We start from the raw sequence: 15,036 nt of genomic DNA, 5'->3' as shown, positions 1-15,036 counted from the left end.
TACTTTCACTGACTGTCTAAATTATATACCCTACTATTTTACACAATATCTCGGTTTGTAACACCCCTAAAGTATCCGCTTCTAAAAACATCCAAAAAAGGCCGATCGGGCAGGCGGGTTCAACCGCTCACCTTCTCAAGCCTTTTTCATATGCTTGTCCCAAGCGTTCGCTAATGTGGGCACTATTCACTCTTCATCTTCAGAGGGGGAGAGCTCCTCCACCGGGACACTCAACGCCTCGGAGACGCTTGTGAGAAAATCATCGCTCGGAGCACGACTCCCCCGCTCGATCTCTCCCAGGACCGAGACAGACACTCCGAGTTCTTTTGCCAGGCCGTCCTGTGTAAATCCTTTTAATTTCCTGAATGCACGAATGCGTCTTCCCCATTTATCTGTTTCCATAGCCGAACTCCTTCTTTGTCAGGTATTTCGTCCAGAAGATTCTCCAACGGGGCACCGAATGAGGGATGTTCCAGGCCGGGAGCGATCTCCAACAGCGGTATGAGGACAAAAGCTCTTTCTTGCATCCTCGGGTGGGGGATGAGAAGATCCGTGGTTTCGATCGTCTCTTGTTCATACAGCAGCACGTCAAGATCGATGATCCTTGGACCCCATTTGAACTCCCTTTCCCGACCAAGATCAATTTCCACCTGCAAGCATTGATGCAACAGCGTTTCTGGACGCAAACTGGTTTGAACTGCAATGACCATGTTCAAAAATTCGCCTTGATCCGTATATCCGACAGGCTCTGTTTCATAAATGGAAGAGAGCCTTTTGACTTCTATCTTACCATGACTGCCGAGGATTTGAATGGCTTTTTCCAAATATGCCTCCCGGTTCCCGATATTGGATCCAAGAGAAATGTAAGCGGTATACATATTATCGGCCCCTGGTGATTTCGACCGCTACGGATTTATAATGACCGGGAATCGGGGGATCCGGCTTGATAACGGTAATCTTGCACTCGGCAACGCTCGGGAAGGACTCAAGCAGGCTGCCGGCAATCCTCTCTGCCACTGCCTCAACAAGGTTCAAGGCTTCACCCTCCACAACCGATTTGGTGACCGTGTAGATTTCAGCATAGTTCACCGAGTCTTCCAGGTTATCGCTCTTCCCGGATGTGCTGAGATCCAGGTGAAGTTCGGCACTCACCCTGAAACGCTGGCCCAGCTTGTTCTCTTCTTCAAACACCCCGTGATATCCGTAGAATTCCATTTCGTTCACATAGATTTTATCCATTCCACTTCCCCTTTCCGACTAATGCGTCCATCATTTTCGCCATCCTCGCCATTTCCTTCACATCATGGATCCGAACGATGTGGCAGCCTTTCTGGATACCGTAACATACCGTTGCACCCGTCCCTTCCATCCGTTGGTCGACAGGAAGATCCAGGACATGACCGATCAGCCGCTTCTTCGATGTACCGAGAAGGACAGGGTAACCCAGCGACACAAGAATATCAAGATTCCTCATCATCATCATATTGTCATCCATCGTTTTCGCAAAGCCAATGCCGGGATCGAGGATGATCTGATCATCCTTCACCCCCGCCTGTTTCACGAGAAAAATGCTTTGCTGGATGTCCTGGATGCTGTCACGGACAAAGTCTTCATATTCTTCCGTCTCCCGGTTGTGCATCAAGATGATGGGGACACCCGCATCGGCAGCAACCCTCGCCATATCCGGATCCTTCTTTGCGCCCCATACATCATTGATGATAGATGCACCTGCTTCAATGGCCCTTCTGGCCGTCTCAGCTTTGAATGTATCAATCGAGATCGGTACGTCGACTCGGGAAGCGATCGCTTCAATGACGGGGACAACGCGGGCGATTTCTTCCTCGGCCGATACAGGTTCATAGCCCGGCCGGGTGGACTCGCCTCCGATATCGATGATATCCGCGCCCATTTCCACCATTTCCTTGGCACGCTCCACTGCGGCTTCTATATGATTGTATTTCCCTCCGTCCGAAAAGGAATCGGGGGTCACATTAAGGATTCCCATGATCAACGTCTTTGCGCTGAAATCGAGTTCGTACTTTCCACATTTGATTACTTGCTTCATTCCGCTGTTGCCTCCTAGCTCAATTCACTGATTCTTGTAAGGGTGGAGGTGCAGGCTGCATATTCCCGTTGCAGCTGCACAGTCCACCTTCCCTCCGCTCCGGGATACATGGTCTCTCCCATTTGATGGACCGGTACCACTTCCTGAACCGAGTTGGTGAAAAAGATTTCATCGGCTTCTAGAAGAGCTTCCTTTTTATAGTACCCTTCTCTTACCCTAATGCCTTCTTTTTCTGCCAGGGCCATAACGAAGCGGCGGGTGATCCCATTCAGCAACCCCGTTCCGACAGCCGGAGTATATAGGACATCGTCTTTCATCCAGAAGAGATTGGACGTCACTCCTTCGCAGATCCAGCCTTCCTCCGTTAAGAAGATGCCCTCTTTGCCCGGGGAAGGGCCCACTTCCCTTTTACCGGCCAGGTTGTTGAGGTAGTGATGGGATTTAAGCCGCTCACCGGTTTCAGGTGTATTGCGAGCCAATGACAGGAAGACTCCTTCTTTGGAAGCCGGTCCTTTGTCAGGAAGGGGCTTCTGGAACAGAATGATCGTAGGATCCTCATAAGGCGATGAAGGAAGACCGATCTCCCCCGGACCACCGGAGATATTCAAACGACAATAGGCGTCCTCCCATCCATTTTGCTCAAGTAGGTCCTTCACGATCCCGACGACCTTGCTTTCAGGAAGGGAGCAGTGGATCTTCATATCCTGGAGGGATCTTGAGAGCCTGTCCAGATGGTCCCCGACGAGGAAGGGATGTCCCTCGTAGGTGCGGAACGTTTCAAACAGGCCCATACCATATAGAAACCCGTGATCGAATGGTGATATGCGGGCTTCATCCCTGTGTACGATCTGACCGTTCAAGTAGATATACATCCTATACCGTCACCCCTGTGCTTTTATAGGTTGCAAGGAAGTTTGCCAGGAGCTGCTTTCCGCCTTCGGTCATAATGGACTCGGGGTGGAACTGCACGCCTTCGATGGGAAGTTGCTTGTGACGGATCCCCATGATTTCCCCTTCTTCCGTTTCACCCGTGATCTCCAGACAGTCAGGAAGCGTCTCCCTCTTTACAATCAAGGAATGATACCTGGTGGCGGCAAACGGAGCGGGAAGATCCTTGAAAATCGTCTTTCCGTCATGGTGAACAAGGGAGACCTTGCCGTGCATCAGTCGCTCGGCCCGGACCACTTCTCCACCGAATACCTGCGCGATGGATTGGTGGCCGAGGCAGACACCAAAGATGGGGATCCGTCCCTTGAAGGTCCGGATCGCCTCAAGACTGATCCCTGCATCATTTGGGGTGCAGGGCCCGGGAGAAATCATCAGATAGTCCGGATTCAACTCCTCGATCCCGGCAATCGTAATGTCGTCATTCCTTCGCACGATGAGCTCTTCACCAAGCTCCCCTAGGAATTGAACCAGATTATACGTAAATGAATCATAGTTATCGATCATAAGGATCATGCCTTCACTCCCCTTCCTTCCGCGCGGTCCTTCGCCACCCACATGGCCCTTGCCTTCTTGAGGGATTCTTTGTACTCGTGGGCAGGATTGGAGTCGATGACGACACCCGCTCCAGCCTGGATGTGGCCGACTCCGTCCTTCACCAACATCGTGCGGATGACAATATTCAGTTCCATGTCACCGTTCACGCCGATCCACCCGACCGATCCCGTATAGATCCCCCTTCTCACAGGCTCCAGCTCCTCGATGATTTCCATCGTCCTTACCTTCGGGGCACCGGTGATGGTCCCACCAGGGAACACCGAGCGGATCAAGTCCGCCCCCGTCTTCGTGGGGTGGATCCTTCCTCTCACATTGGAGACGATGTGCATCACGTGGGAGTATTTTTCAATGACCATGAATTCATTCACTTCTACGGTTCCATACTCACAGACCCTTCCGAGGTCGTTCCGCTCAAGGTCGACGAGCATCACATGCTCGGCGCGCTCCTTCTCATTATGGATGAGCTCGGAAGCTAGGCGTGCGTCTTCTTCATCGTCTGCCCCTCTTGAGCGCGTCCCGGCAATCGGCCGGGTGCTGACTTCAAGACCCTGCTTTTTGACGAGCAGCTCAGGAGAACCCGATACCACCTGCATATCCGGGGAATGGAGGTAGCTCATATAAGGGGAAGGATTCAATAGGCGGAGCTCTTTATAGACCAGGAACGGGTCGACTTTCAATTCCTGTGATTGCCGAACGGATAGGTTCACTTGGAAAACGTCGCCTTGTGCGATGTACGCCTGGATCTTCCTGACCGCATCTGAAAAAGCTTCTTCGTCCATGGATACCTGAATCTCTCCCGGTTCATACACATCTTCACCTGAAGCGATCCCCCCTGCAGGCTCGCGCCATTCAGCCAGCCGTTCTTTCAGCCTGCTCTCAGCGCCCTCATCCCCCAAGGAAGAGAGCATCATGATCCATAGGCAGTCGGTTTCATGATCAAAGACCACCCACTCGGTGAAATAATAAAAGTAGAGATCAGGCAGGGACTGATCATCATGGGCAACGTTCGGGATGCGTTCGATCTGCCTCGCATAGTCATAGGTGATGAACCCGATCACACCCCCTTGAAAGTCGGGGAGTTCTTCATGTCTCGGGGCTTTCCTTTGGGCCAGCCACCCTTCCAACTGCACGAGGGGATCACCCTCCAGCACTTCGACAGAACCTTCCCTATCAACTTCAAGACCGTCGGCAACTCCGGTAAGAATGGCTTCTGGCCTGATGCCAGCGACGCTATACCTTCCTCCGCGCCCGCTCTCCAGGAGGAGATGATGTGATTCATGACGGCTGATCCGTTCATATGATGTGAAAAATTGTTCTTTGGATGATGGATGCTTCAGAAAGTATACGTGCTGCAATGGCCACACTCCCTCATGTTTTTCTTCTTTCATGATACATGAAGAAGCACAAGGTTTCATCGATTAAAGTATGAAAAATACAGGCAAAAAAACGACCGTGAAGCAAAGACTGCTCCACGGTCGCATATTATATCACTCTTCGTCGAACTGATAGAGAGGCGTGCTCAAATAGCGCTCTCCGTTACTCGGGATGATGGCAAGGACTTTCTTCCCTTTCCCAAGCTTCTTCGCCACTTCATTCGCCGCATAGATCGCCGCACCGGATGAGATTCCGCCAAGGATTCCTTCTTCACTGGCAGCTCTCCTTGCATAGTCGAACGCTTCTTCCTTCCCGACCTGGATGACCTCATCATAAAGGGAGGTATTCAGGATATCCGGCACGAAACCGGCACCGATCCCCTGGATTTTATGAGGACCCGGCTTACCACCGGACAAGACAGGGGAATCCGACGGCTCGACAGCATACAGTTTGATATCAGGATACTTCTCTTTCAGGACTTCACCGACACCGGTGATGGTCCCGCCTGTACCGATCCCTGCGATGAAGGCGTCGAGCTGATCACCCATCTGCTCCACGATCTCAGGCCCCGTCGTTTCACGGTGCACCTTTGGATTGGCCGTATTCTTAAACTGCTGAGGCATGAAGTAACCCTTCTCCTTCGAAAGCTCTTCGGCTTTGCGGATGGCTCCGCCCATCCCTTCTGCCCCAGGGGTCAAGACAAGCTCGGCACCGTAGGCACGCAGGAGGTTGCGACGCTCCATACTCATCGTATCAGGCATGACAAGAAGGGCACGGTACCCTTTCGCCGCAGCCACCATGGCAAGGCCGATTCCCGTGTTTCCGCTCGTCGGTTCCACGATTGTATCCCCGGCTTTCAAAGTTCCTGCTTCTTCCCCGGCTTCGATCATCGCAAGGGCAATCCTATCTTTTACCGAGCTTCCAGGATTCATATATTCAAGCTTCAAATATACATCGGCACTTCCATCTTCCACAATTCGATTCAGTTTCACAATCGGCGTCTGCCCGATCAATTCCGAAATTGAATTAGCTACTCTGACCATGATTCCTCACTCCTAATTCCAAGCATTTTTGTTGGTTTTAATTAAAAGTAACAATTTTCAATTTATTTGTCAACACATATGACTCCAGACCCTACACAAACTTAACATATGCCTTTCGGATCATTACTATGATTTGCATCAGGCAAAAGCATTTTTTCCGAGGAATTAAAATAGAGCCACCGATACTCAATCGGTGACCCAAACATTCTTATTTCGTACGCTCTTCCCCATAATACCAATCCACATCGAGCTCATCCCAGAAAGACTCCGCACGCATGGGGGACTCAACCTGCTCAAGGGCGATCTTCCGCCTGATTTGCTCCTTCACCTGTTTGAAGGAATAGTGGTTCTTCTTGATTGTATCCTCCACAAAATAAATGAGATATCCATCATCAGCCGGAACAGGTTTGCTCCACTCCCCCTTGGATAGGGTCTTGACCTCTGCTTTTGCTTCCTCGGTCAGGATGTCCCCGTCTTCAGGGATGTATCCAAGATCTCCCCCGAGGGGGGCGGTCTTTTGGTCAATGGATTTTTCCATGGCAAGTGCTTCAAAGCTTGAGCCATCTTTTAATTCTTCGAGAACCTGGTCCGCTTCGGACTGATCCGGTACTTGGATCTGCTTCAATTTCAGCATTTTAGGTATGGAATAGACGCGTTCATTCTGTTCATAATACTTCTTCAGTTCGTTATCGGAAATCTCCACGTCTTTTGTGAGGAGTTTTTCCAAGAGGAGATCCGCTTTGATCTGGGACTTGATGTCTTTCTCATCCTGCAGGGTGCCTTCGTCGAACACATTATAAGCGGACTGGATCATGGCGAATTCCCGGTCGATTTCCTTCTGTGAGACGGAGATATCGTATTTCAGGGCCAATCGATCCATTACTTTCCGGTTGATGAGCACCTTCAGTTCCTCTTTTCCATACTTGTCTTCAAGAGAATGGAGCCACTCCTCCCGGGTGATATCCTTCCCGTCGATGCTTGCCACGCTCTCTGTGTTCTTTCCTTCCCCTTTACCGGAGAAGATGAGCGTCAGGATATTTGTAACCAATAAAAGTCCGATCACCGTCAATAGGACGGAACGTTTAATTCTCATCATCCATTCTCCCCGGCCTGAGATCGTATTATTTTGCTTGCAGCTGAAGCTCTTTCAGTTCTTTTTCAGAGAAGATATAGGTTTCGTTGCAGAAGTGGCATTTGGCTTCGGCCATGCCGTCTTCTTGGATCATATCTTTGATTTCCTCTTCACCGAGGCTGATGATCGCATCACCGAACCGCTCCTTCGAACATTGACATTGGAAGTTGACAGGCATGGTTTCAAGGACCTTCACATTGTCCTCACCAAGGACCTCATCCAATATCTGCTCAGGTGAAAGACCGCGTTGGATGAGCTTTGAAATCGGCTCGATCTTCCCTAGGCGTTCCTCAATCTTCGTGATCGTCTCATCTTCTGCTCCAGGAAGAAGCTGAAGGATGAAGCCGCCTGATGCCAGGATCGTATTGTCAGGGTTCACAAGTACACCGACTCCGACAGAAGAAGGAACCTGTTCACTGGTCACAAAATAATAGGTAAAGTCTTCTCCAAGTTCGCCTGATACGATTGGCACCTGTCCGGAGAAGTTATCCCTCATGCCGATATCTTTGACAACAGAGAGGGTACCCTCTGTCCCAACGGCACGTCGCACATCCAATTTACCATGTTCATTCAGGTCAAAATGGACGTGGGGGTTGGTGACATATCCCCTTACTTCACCCTTTGCATTGCTATCGACGATGATGGCGCCAATCGGTCCGCCACCTTCCACTTTTATCGTAAGTTTGTTCTCACCTTTGAGCATGGCCCCCATCATGAGACCTGCACTCATGGAACGTCCAAGGGCTGCAGATGCAGTCGGCCATGTATTATGGCGGCGCTGCGCTTCCCCTACGGTTTCTGTACTTTTGACGGCATATGCCCTTACTTGGCCATCATAGGCCAATGCTTTTACTAAATAGTCGCTCATATAAAAGCTCCTTCCTTATCCGTTGATGTTGCGTTTATAAATCAGCTTCAAGCCTTTCAGCGTCAGGAATGGATCGACCACATCGATGATCGTCGATTCTTTCGAGATCAGTGTCGCCAACCCGCCGGTGGCGATGACCGTCGGCTCCTGGGTACTTTGTTCTTTCATACGGCGTACGATGCCTTCCACTTGTCCGACATATCCGTATAAAATACCGGCTTGCATGGCAGTGACAGTATTCTTTCCAATAATATTCTCCGGACGTGCGATTTCAATCCGGGGTAATTTCGCCGCCTTTGAATAGAGTGCTTCCGTCGAGATCCCGATCCCAGGGGCAATGGCTCCGCCCATATACTGCTTGTCTTCGTTTACATAGCAATAGGTGGTCGCTGTACCAAAGTCAACAATGATCAGTGGTCCTCCATATTCGTGAATCCCGGCTACGGCATTGACGATACGGTCGGCCCCTACTTCCTTGGGATTATCATATTTGATGTTCAAGCCCGTCTTGATTCCAGGTCCTACAACAAGCGGCGTGATGTGGAAGTACTTTACGCACATCCTTTCAAGACTGAACATGATCGGAGGAACAACGGAAGATATAATAATACCATCAATATCATCAAAGGATAGCTTCGCATGCTCAAACAAATTCTTTACAAGCATACCAAATTCATCCTCGGTCTTATGGCGATTCGTCTCGGCTCTCCAGTGATACTTCAATTCATCATTTTCATATACACCGAACACAATGTTCGTATTTCCAACATCCATTACAAAAATCACAATTTTCACCTACTCGGTCATTGTTTTCACACTGCCAACATCATACCATAATCCGTTTGGGGAGGCGACTGGGTAGAATCGGTTGGGGAATATCCAACAAGCACTGAAAGGCCATCGCGTATGGGATGGGGCGGGAGTTATTTCGTTTGCGAGGCATTGATTTTTTGAAAAACAAGGAAGGATCGACTTCCTGGCTTTCCTCCTAGTGGATGCGCAAGCAGATTGGACGCCCCTCTCTTCCGGGTCGTCCCGCTTGCCATGGACCTTCACACTTTACTGGTGATCCTAAAAAAGATCACAAAAAAATCCGAACGCACCCGATTCCTGGAAGGATATCGAATGGCTGTTCGGATTTTCATTTGGTTGGAAACCCAACCGTTATTATACGCGGTCGGTATCGTCTCCGTTTGAGGAGTCTCCACTAGCCGGTTCATCATTTTTCTTCTGGATGTTGACCTTCACGTCGCTTGTTTCGACGTCGGATTCATATACACGCTCTGGAAGTTTACCGTGATCCATTAGGTTCGTAATCTGAGCGGCATCAAGAGTCTCGACTTCAAGTAACGTCTTAGCAATGAGTTCCAGTTTGTCGCGATTCTCAGTAAGGATCTTTTTAGCACGCGCATAGCTTTCATTGATGAAGCGCTGCATTTCAAGATCGATATCATGAGCAATGGCGTCTGAATAGTTTTGCTCGCTGTTGATGTCACGTCCAAGGAATACCTGACCGCCTTGCTGCTGACCGAATTGTAGAGGTCCGAGTTTTTCACTCATTCCATATTCCGTCACCATTTTGCGGGCGATGCCTGTGGCACGCTGGAAGTCATTATGGGCACCGGTCGAAACTTCTCCGAAGATGATTTCTTCCGCTACGCGTCCACCAAGAAGTCCTGTGATTTTATCAAGGAGTTCCGGTTTCGTCATGAAGTAACGATCTTCTTTAGGTAGCATGACCGCATATCCTCCGGCCTGGCCACGAGGTACGATGGTCACTTTGTGAACCATATCGGCTTCATCGAGGACGCAACCGATGACGGTATGGCCTGCTTCGTGGAAAGCAACGATCTTGCGTTCCTTCTCTGAGATGACACGGCTCTTCTTGGCAGGACCTGCAATGACACGGTCCGTCGCTTCGTCGATGTCACGCATGTCGATCTTCTTCTTATTTTCACGGGCAGCCACAAGGGCAGCTTCGTTCAGAAGGTTTTCAAGATCAGCACCAGAGAAACCAGGTGTCCTTTGAGCGATAGCTTTCATATCCACTGAATCATCAAGCGGCTTGTTCTTCGCATGGACGTTCAGCACCGCCTCACGACCATTTACATCCGGGCGATCGACTGTGATTTGACGGTCGAAACGTCCTGGACGAAGCAATGCAGGGTCAAGGATGTCAGGTCGGTTCGTCGCAGCAACGATGATGATTCCTTCGTTGGCACCGAATCCGTCCATTTCAACAAGAAGCTGGTTCAACGTCTGCTCACGTTCATCGTGACCTCCGCCAAGTCCGGCCCCACGTTGACGACCGACTGCATCGATCTCATCGATGAAGATGATACATGGAGCATTTTTCTTCGCATTTTCGAACAGGTCACGTACACGGGATGCACCGACCCCTACGAACATTTCCACGAAGTCCGAACCACTGATGGAGAAGAACGGAACGCCTGCTTCACCGGCTACTGCGCGGGCAAGCAATGTTTTACCGGTACCCGGAGGTCCTACAAGAAGGACACCCTTCGGTATGCGTGCACCGATTTCAGAGAATTTGCGTGGATCCTTGAGGAATTCAACGACTTCCACAAGTTCCTGCTTCTCTTCGTCTGCTCCGGCAACATCCTTGAAGCGGACTTTCTTCTTCTCTTCGCTGTATAGCTTGGCTTTGCTCTTACCGAAGTTCATGACACGGCTTCCACCGCCCTGAGCCTGGTTGAGCAAGAAGAAGAAGAGAATGAAGATGATGACGAATGGGATGATCGTCGTAAAGACGGAAATCCACCCGTTGGTTTCTTTTGCTTCGAGGATTTCAATATCTACCTTCTTGAGGGCATTTTCCCCATTTGTACCAGTGGCAGCATCATTGATGCGATCCATCAGCTTGCCATCGGTAGACAGGATATGCGTGACGAAGTACTCATCTTTCTTGGAATCCCTCATCTGCCCCTTCAGTTCATAGACGCCCCTTGAAGGCTGGACGGAGAATGATTTGACTTGATTGTCTTCCAACTTATTAATAAACGTACTGTAATCGATCGTTTTGGTTGGTTCGTTGTTGTTGTTGAAAAAACTCACCACACCTATGATCAGTAGAAATACCAGTAAATAGAATATGGTGTTAGAAAAGATCCGTTTCATCCCTTACCTCCTCCCACGGTAAACAAACTACGTAAAATAGTATCATAGTAAATCATGGCATTACAACAAATTGCACTTGCGAAGACTCTTCTTAAGATGGACGTTATTCCCCTGTTGTATACACCGCTGGTTTCAGTACTCCGATGTAAGGGAGGTTACGGTATCTTTCCGCATAATCAAGGCCATAACCGACAACGAACTCATCCGGTACGATGAAGCCTACATAATCTGCCTTGATGTCTGCTTTGCGTCCCGTTGGCTTATCGAGCAGAGTGACGATGCTGATTGATTTTGCCTTACGGTAGCGGAACAGTTCGACAAGATAGCTCAGCGTCAAGCCGCTGTCGATGATATCTTCGATAATCAGGATGTCGCGCCCTTCCACTTTCGTATCGAGGTCTTTGACGATCTTTACCTCTCCTGAAGAGACAGTGGAACTGCCGTAGCTGGACACATCCATGAAGTCCATTTCCATATGGGCATCGATGCGCTTGCACAGATCCGCCATGAATGGCATCGCGCCTTTCAGTACGCCGATTGCAAGTGGAAACTTATCTTGATAGGCATCCGTCAGTTCAGCACCCAGCGCTTTGATCTTTTCTTGAAGTTCTTCTTCTGAAATAAGTACCTTTTCAATATCCTGATTTAACAATGTTCAACTGCCTCCTAGAAGATGATTGCTCTTGACTTGTAACACTAAACTATCCTCGCGTCCCTCTCCCGTATCGTAAACGGACTTCCTTAATCCGGGAACCCAAAGGATCCTGCCTTCAGAATCAGTGACGACCGGCCACCGATCCCTAAGATGCAAAGGGATTTTTTCATCGATGAAAAGGGTCTTTAGCTTCTTCGTGCCCTCCATCCCTTTCACCTTCATGCGATCCCCTGATTCCCTCGTGCGTACAATCAGCGGAAGGGTGACTTGATCCCTGTTCACATGGATCGTTTCATCCCCGTCATCCTGCACATATCCCGGCGAGGGCATGAGCGAAATCCGGATTCCGGTCGGAAGGTCGATCGATGAATGGATTTCCAGTTCAAAATAGTATGGACCTCCGGAAAGGTTCCCGAAGTGAAAATAACATGTCTGATAAGCCTTTGTAACCTTAAGCCCGAGGGTAAATCCAATTGGGCATTGGGATTCTCCCCCTTTAACAGACGTAATACATCGTAAATATGTATAGACGATAAAGAAGCGGGTTTAAGTTTATAAAGATAGTTTAATATTAGATTAATCGCTCTTCTTTGTAAAGGCTGAGCCATCTGGAGAAAGCGTTTGATATCAAGAGTGGAAAAATCCTCCTCCACCTTCCATACCTTATTCAACTTTACCCTGGTCAATTCCTCCAAAAACTCTTCGTCTTCCAATGATTCTTCACTGAATTGTTGGAAATTCCGATGGACATTCGGATTCTCTTCCTTCAAGAAGGGCAGCACCCTGGAGCGGAATCGATTCCTTGTATATGTATCCTTGCGATTGCTTGGATCGATCCTCGGGGATAGCCGCTCCCGTTCGCAGTAATCCAGGATATCGGCCTTGGTCACCGAAAGGAACGGCCGGATGATCTCCCCCGTTGAGAAAGGGCGCCTGAACGGGATGCCGGCACGGCCCTTGCCGCCTGCTCCCCTCGTCCACTTCATCAGGATCGTTTCAATCTGATCGTCCCCGTGATGCCCAAGTGCAAGTTTGTTGCCTCCGTATGTGGTCATCACCTGCTCAAGATACGCATAGCGTGCCTTTCTGGCCATCTCCTGAAGGCTGCCTTTTTCCGTTTTCATCATAGCCGGTATATTGATGCGCTCCCCAAAAAAGGGGATGTCCCGATCCTTGCAGAACCCTTCGACGAACAACAGATCATCATATGATTCCCGCCCCCTGAACATGTGATCCACATGGGCCGCGGCGACTTCCACGTCCAGTTCTTCCCGAAGTGCATGAAGAAAATGGAGAAGGGCCAGGGAATCAGGGCCACCCGAAACGGCAACGAGGAGCCGGTCTCCTTTTTCGATTAATCGATGCATGTGAATAAATTCCCGGGATGTCTGTTCCAGCATAACAATCCTCTTTCCATCCTTTTTCCTTATTGTATCAGTATCCCTTTTGAAACTCACGGGAGACGCTACAACAGTTCCCCGTAGATGTAGAGGAAATAGATCAACCCCACAATGAGGATGATAAGGACAGTCTCCAAGGATCTGCTTGCCCTTGATTGTTTAGCCGGCTTCTTCGGAGAAACTTGGGGTGTCTTCCGGGCTGCCGCAGGCTTGTGTGCCTGTTTCTTAGCCGGACCGTGATTGGCTGAGCGGGAAATGCCCCTTAGAAGGTCCTCTCTCATTTCCTGAGCGGAGGAAAAAGTCCCCTCCAATGCACCGAAGATCGTTCCCCGATACTTCCTCAGGCTGTCCTTTCCTTCAACTGCAAGCTTAAGCTGCTGCAGCTGGCCGTTCTCACGCTTGGGAAATCGGTTCGGATAGGCAAGGTTGATCAGGATCATCCCGACAGCGAATAGATCATAGCTGGGTTCCGCCCTGCGGGACCCCCCTATCCAGTAGCCCCTGTCGAAGAACTCCGTGAATTCCTTGATGGCGCGTCCCTGAATGGTCGTGCCCCCCACATCGATACACCTGATCCGATGGGGTGCGCCGGTGACAATCAGATTCTCGGGTTTCAGATCCCCAAATACCCATCCTGCCTGATGGATCCGCTCCAGGTCGGCAAGGAGCTGTGCTACGAGGACACCCGTCCAGGAGAACCCCTTTCCCTGTACGAAGGAGAGAAGCGTAGGACCCTGGATGTATTCCATCGTATAAAAAGGGATCTTCTTACCCCTGTATTCCCAGTCATCCACATCCATGAGCCCTGGGCCGAGAGGGGTACCCTGAAGTTTGGAAAAGGCTTTGAGTACGTTCACTTCGGATGTAATGGTCACATTATTATCGCTCATTTTGAGGGCCTGGTAGCCGTGCCCGTCCCTGACCAGATACACGATTCCATTGGCCCCGTATCCGAGCTCTCTCATAATGGTATAAGAAGCCCCATGCCATTTCCCTGTTATGGTCGTACCGGGTGGAAGATTAAATGGTTTCTTCGAAGTATTGTTCATCATCGCCACGAGAGAGCAGTCCCCTTAGTGAACGTTTTTTCTTGAAATGGGTGATTGCCTCTGAAATCGCCGGCCCCGTCGGTGTGATGCCTCCTGGGGAAAGTTTCGAGAATATACTTGATAAGGTTTCTAGACGCGGGGTCCAGTCCAGTAATTTTTCGACATCTTGTCGTTTCCCGGGAAATACGAAAACGGAAAATTTGTTATCTCCCATTCTGGCATTCAAGCTGAGGGACAGGTCCAATAGCGCTTCCTTCACAGTGGGAAGCTTGTGCTTCATGCTTGCAGACGTATCGACAAGGATCAACACTTCCATATCCACCGATTCACCCAGTTCATCCACTACTTCCATCACTTCACCGCGTTGTTCCGGGGGGAGCTCCTCCATGGAGGCCGATTTCCCGAGGATCGACTTCAGCTCTTTATTGATGACGCCCTGGAGCGTCTGGGTCATCGCCTTCCGCGTGACCATCTGGACGGTTTGGGAAAGCTGCTGGGCATAAACGACCTGACTGACCCCTCCTCCTGATAGAGCGATCCCCTCGATCTCCACCATTCCGTTTTGATCGATGACGTCATTGTCCATGACGCCGATGACATTGACGGAGATTCCCTGTTCCTTTGCTAACGCGGCCATGGCAATGGGGTCTTCCCCCTGATTGGAGCATCCATCCGTGATCAATAGAATCTGACGAAGTGTACCTGCTTTCATAAGAGTCTCCTCCTCCTTCATAGTTGCTATCATCTTCGCCTGATGGGGAGGAATTTATACTCTAGTGAACTACTTTCTTCTCTCTTTGTGGCGGTCA

The 15,036-nt window shown here is 49.9% G+C and carries 17 protein-coding genes; all 17 read right to left on the bottom strand.

Features of this window, described 5'->3' with window-relative positions; all coding sequences use genetic code 11:
- Positions 1 to 186: 186 nt before the first annotated feature.
- The 17 genes from D5E69_RS00490 to D5E69_RS00415 all read right to left on the bottom strand — a co-directional run bounded on the left by D5E69_RS00490 (position 187) and on the right by D5E69_RS00415 (position 14,960).
- A complete protein-coding gene (locus tag D5E69_RS00490; RefSeq protein WP_063190656.1) occupies positions 187 to 402 on the bottom strand; it encodes a helix-turn-helix domain-containing protein in 216 nt (71 codons plus the stop codon).
- Complete coding sequence (folK, locus tag D5E69_RS00485; RefSeq protein WP_048007745.1) at positions 354 to 878, bottom strand: 2-amino-4-hydroxy-6-hydroxymethyldihydropteridine diphosphokinase; 525 nt, start codon at positions 876 to 878, stop codon at positions 354 to 356. The genes D5E69_RS00490 and folK overlap by 49 nt, the downstream gene beginning before the upstream one ends.
- 1 nt (position 879) lies before the next feature.
- Entirely contained in the window at positions 880 to 1,239 is a 360-nt protein-coding gene (folB, locus tag D5E69_RS00480) for a dihydroneopterin aldolase (RefSeq protein WP_048007744.1), read from the bottom strand.
- Positions 1,232 to 2,065, bottom strand: coding sequence for a dihydropteroate synthase (folP, locus tag D5E69_RS00475; RefSeq protein WP_048007743.1), 834 nt, complete (start codon positions 2,063 to 2,065; stop codon positions 1,232 to 1,234). Before folP ends, folB begins: the two co-directional genes overlap by 8 nt.
- Before the next feature lie 14 nt (positions 2,066 to 2,079).
- Positions 2,080 to 2,937 (bottom strand): aminodeoxychorismate lyase, encoded by an 858-nt coding sequence (gene pabC / locus D5E69_RS00470; RefSeq protein ID WP_048014348.1) that lies wholly within the window; start codon positions 2,935 to 2,937, stop codon positions 2,080 to 2,082.
- A 1-nt stretch (position 2,938) separates the two neighbouring features.
- On the bottom strand, positions 2,939 to 3,526 hold the full coding sequence (gene pabA / locus D5E69_RS00465; RefSeq protein ID WP_048007741.1) for an aminodeoxychorismate/anthranilate synthase component II: 588 nt from the start codon (positions 3,524 to 3,526) through the stop codon (positions 2,939 to 2,941).
- On the bottom strand, positions 3,523 to 4,956 hold the full coding sequence (pabB, locus tag D5E69_RS00460; protein ID WP_159129083.1) for an aminodeoxychorismate synthase, component I: 1,434 nt from the start codon (positions 4,954 to 4,956) through the stop codon (positions 3,523 to 3,525). Before pabB ends, pabA begins: the two co-directional genes overlap by 4 nt.
- A 99-nt stretch (positions 4,957 to 5,055) precedes the next feature.
- Complete coding sequence (gene cysK, locus D5E69_RS00455) at positions 5,056 to 5,985, bottom strand: cysteine synthase A (protein WP_048007739.1); 930 nt, start codon at positions 5,983 to 5,985, stop codon at positions 5,056 to 5,058.
- A 208-nt stretch (positions 5,986 to 6,193) separates the two neighbouring features.
- Complete coding sequence (locus D5E69_RS00450) at positions 6,194 to 7,081, bottom strand: peptidyl-prolyl cis-trans isomerase (protein WP_159129082.1); 888 nt, start codon at positions 7,079 to 7,081, stop codon at positions 6,194 to 6,196.
- Positions 7,082 to 7,106: 25 nt separating this feature from the next.
- Positions 7,107 to 7,985: an Hsp33 family molecular chaperone HslO gene (hslO, locus tag D5E69_RS00445; protein WP_048007737.1), complete on the bottom strand. Its 879-nt coding sequence runs from the start codon at positions 7,983 to 7,985 to the stop codon at positions 7,107 to 7,109.
- Positions 7,986 to 8,000: 15 nt separating this feature from the next.
- Positions 8,001 to 8,771, bottom strand: a complete 771-nt coding sequence (locus tag D5E69_RS00440; protein ID WP_197082337.1) for a type III pantothenate kinase — start codon at positions 8,769 to 8,771, stop codon at positions 8,001 to 8,003.
- A 381-nt stretch (positions 8,772 to 9,152) separates the two neighbouring features.
- Positions 9,153 to 11,123, bottom strand: a complete 1,971-nt coding sequence (gene ftsH / locus D5E69_RS00435) for an ATP-dependent zinc metalloprotease FtsH (RefSeq protein ID WP_159129081.1) — start codon at positions 11,121 to 11,123, stop codon at positions 9,153 to 9,155.
- Positions 11,124 to 11,226: 103 nt separating this feature from the next.
- Positions 11,227 to 11,775: a hypoxanthine phosphoribosyltransferase gene (gene hpt, locus D5E69_RS00430; protein WP_048007735.1), complete on the bottom strand. Its 549-nt coding sequence runs from the start codon at positions 11,773 to 11,775 to the stop codon at positions 11,227 to 11,229.
- A gap of 3 nt (positions 11,776 to 11,778) precedes the next feature.
- Positions 11,779 to 12,060 (bottom strand): tRNA lysidine(34) synthetase TilS, encoded by a 282-nt coding sequence (gene tilS, locus D5E69_RS23510; protein ID WP_249931541.1) that lies wholly within the window; start codon positions 12,058 to 12,060, stop codon positions 11,779 to 11,781.
- Positions 12,057 to 13,145, bottom strand: a complete 1,089-nt coding sequence (gene tilS, locus D5E69_RS00425) for a tRNA lysidine(34) synthetase TilS (RefSeq protein ID WP_249931540.1) — start codon at positions 13,143 to 13,145, stop codon at positions 12,057 to 12,059. The genes tilS (D5E69_RS23510) and tilS (D5E69_RS00425) overlap by 4 nt, the downstream gene beginning before the upstream one ends.
- Positions 13,146 to 13,243: 98 nt before the next feature.
- The gene (locus tag D5E69_RS00420) at positions 13,244 to 14,230 is read right to left on the bottom strand and encodes a serine/threonine protein kinase PrkT (RefSeq protein WP_048014353.1); all 987 of its coding nucleotides are present in this window, start codon (positions 14,228 to 14,230) and stop codon (positions 13,244 to 13,246) included.
- Positions 14,199 to 14,960 carry a VWA domain-containing protein gene (locus D5E69_RS00415; RefSeq protein ID WP_079513602.1) on the bottom strand — a complete coding sequence of 254 codons (762 nt, stop codon included), beginning with the start codon at positions 14,958 to 14,960 and terminating at the stop codon, positions 14,199 to 14,201. The genes D5E69_RS00420 and D5E69_RS00415 overlap by 32 nt, the downstream gene beginning before the upstream one ends.
- Positions 14,961 to 15,036 lie beyond the last annotated feature (76 nt).

Source organism: Rossellomorea marisflavi (genome assembly GCF_009806575.1).
Taxonomy (GTDB): Bacteria; Bacillota; Bacilli; order Bacillales; family Bacillaceae_B; genus Rossellomorea; species Rossellomorea marisflavi_A.
The sequence above is the reverse complement of the archived record's forward strand: the minus strand, read 5'-3'. Positions and strand labels throughout refer to the sequence as shown.

Excerpts from the sequence above, each read along its gene's own strand:
- folK (WP_048007745.1), bottom strand. The coding sequence starts at position 878 with ATGTATACCGCTTACATTTCTCTTGGATCCAATATCGGGAACCGGGAG.
- D5E69_RS00490 (WP_063190656.1), bottom strand. The coding sequence starts at position 402 with ATGGAAACAGATAAATGGGGAAGACGCATTCGTGCATTCAGGAAATTA.
- cysK (WP_048007739.1), bottom strand. The coding sequence starts at position 5,985 with ATGGTCAGAGTAGCTAATTCAATTTCGGAATTGATCGGGCAGACGCCG.
- D5E69_RS00415 (WP_079513602.1), bottom strand. The coding sequence starts at position 14,960 with ATGAAGGAGGAGGAGACTCTTATGAAAGCAGGTACACTTCGTCAGATT.
- pabB (WP_159129083.1), bottom strand. The coding sequence starts at position 4,956 with ATGAAAGAAGAAAAACATGAGGGAGTGTGGCCATTGCAGCACGTATAC.
- folP (WP_048007743.1), bottom strand. The coding sequence starts at position 2,065 with ATGAAGCAAGTAATCAAATGTGGAAAGTACGAACTCGATTTCAGCGCA.
- D5E69_RS00420 (WP_048014353.1), bottom strand. The coding sequence starts at position 14,230 with ATGATGAACAATACTTCGAAGAAACCATTTAATCTTCCACCCGGTACG.
- tilS (WP_249931540.1), bottom strand. The coding sequence starts at position 13,145 with ATGCATCGATTAATCGAAAAAGGAGACCGGCTCCTCGTTGCCGTTTCG.
- pabA (WP_048007741.1), bottom strand. The coding sequence starts at position 3,526 with ATGATCCTTATGATCGATAACTATGATTCATTTACGTATAATCTGGTT.
- D5E69_RS00450 (WP_159129082.1), bottom strand. The coding sequence starts at position 7,081 with ATGATGAGAATTAAACGTTCCGTCCTATTGACGGTGATCGGACTTTTA.
- ftsH (WP_159129081.1), bottom strand. The coding sequence starts at position 11,123 with ATGAAACGGATCTTTTCTAACACCATATTCTATTTACTGGTATTTCTA.
- folB (WP_048007744.1), bottom strand. The coding sequence starts at position 1,239 with ATGGATAAAATCTATGTGAACGAAATGGAATTCTACGGATATCACGGG.
- pabC (WP_048014348.1), bottom strand. The coding sequence starts at position 2,937 with ATGTATATCTACTTGAACGGTCAGATCGTACACAGGGATGAAGCCCGC.
- hslO (WP_048007737.1), bottom strand. The coding sequence starts at position 7,985 with ATGAGCGACTATTTAGTAAAAGCATTGGCCTATGATGGCCAAGTAAGG.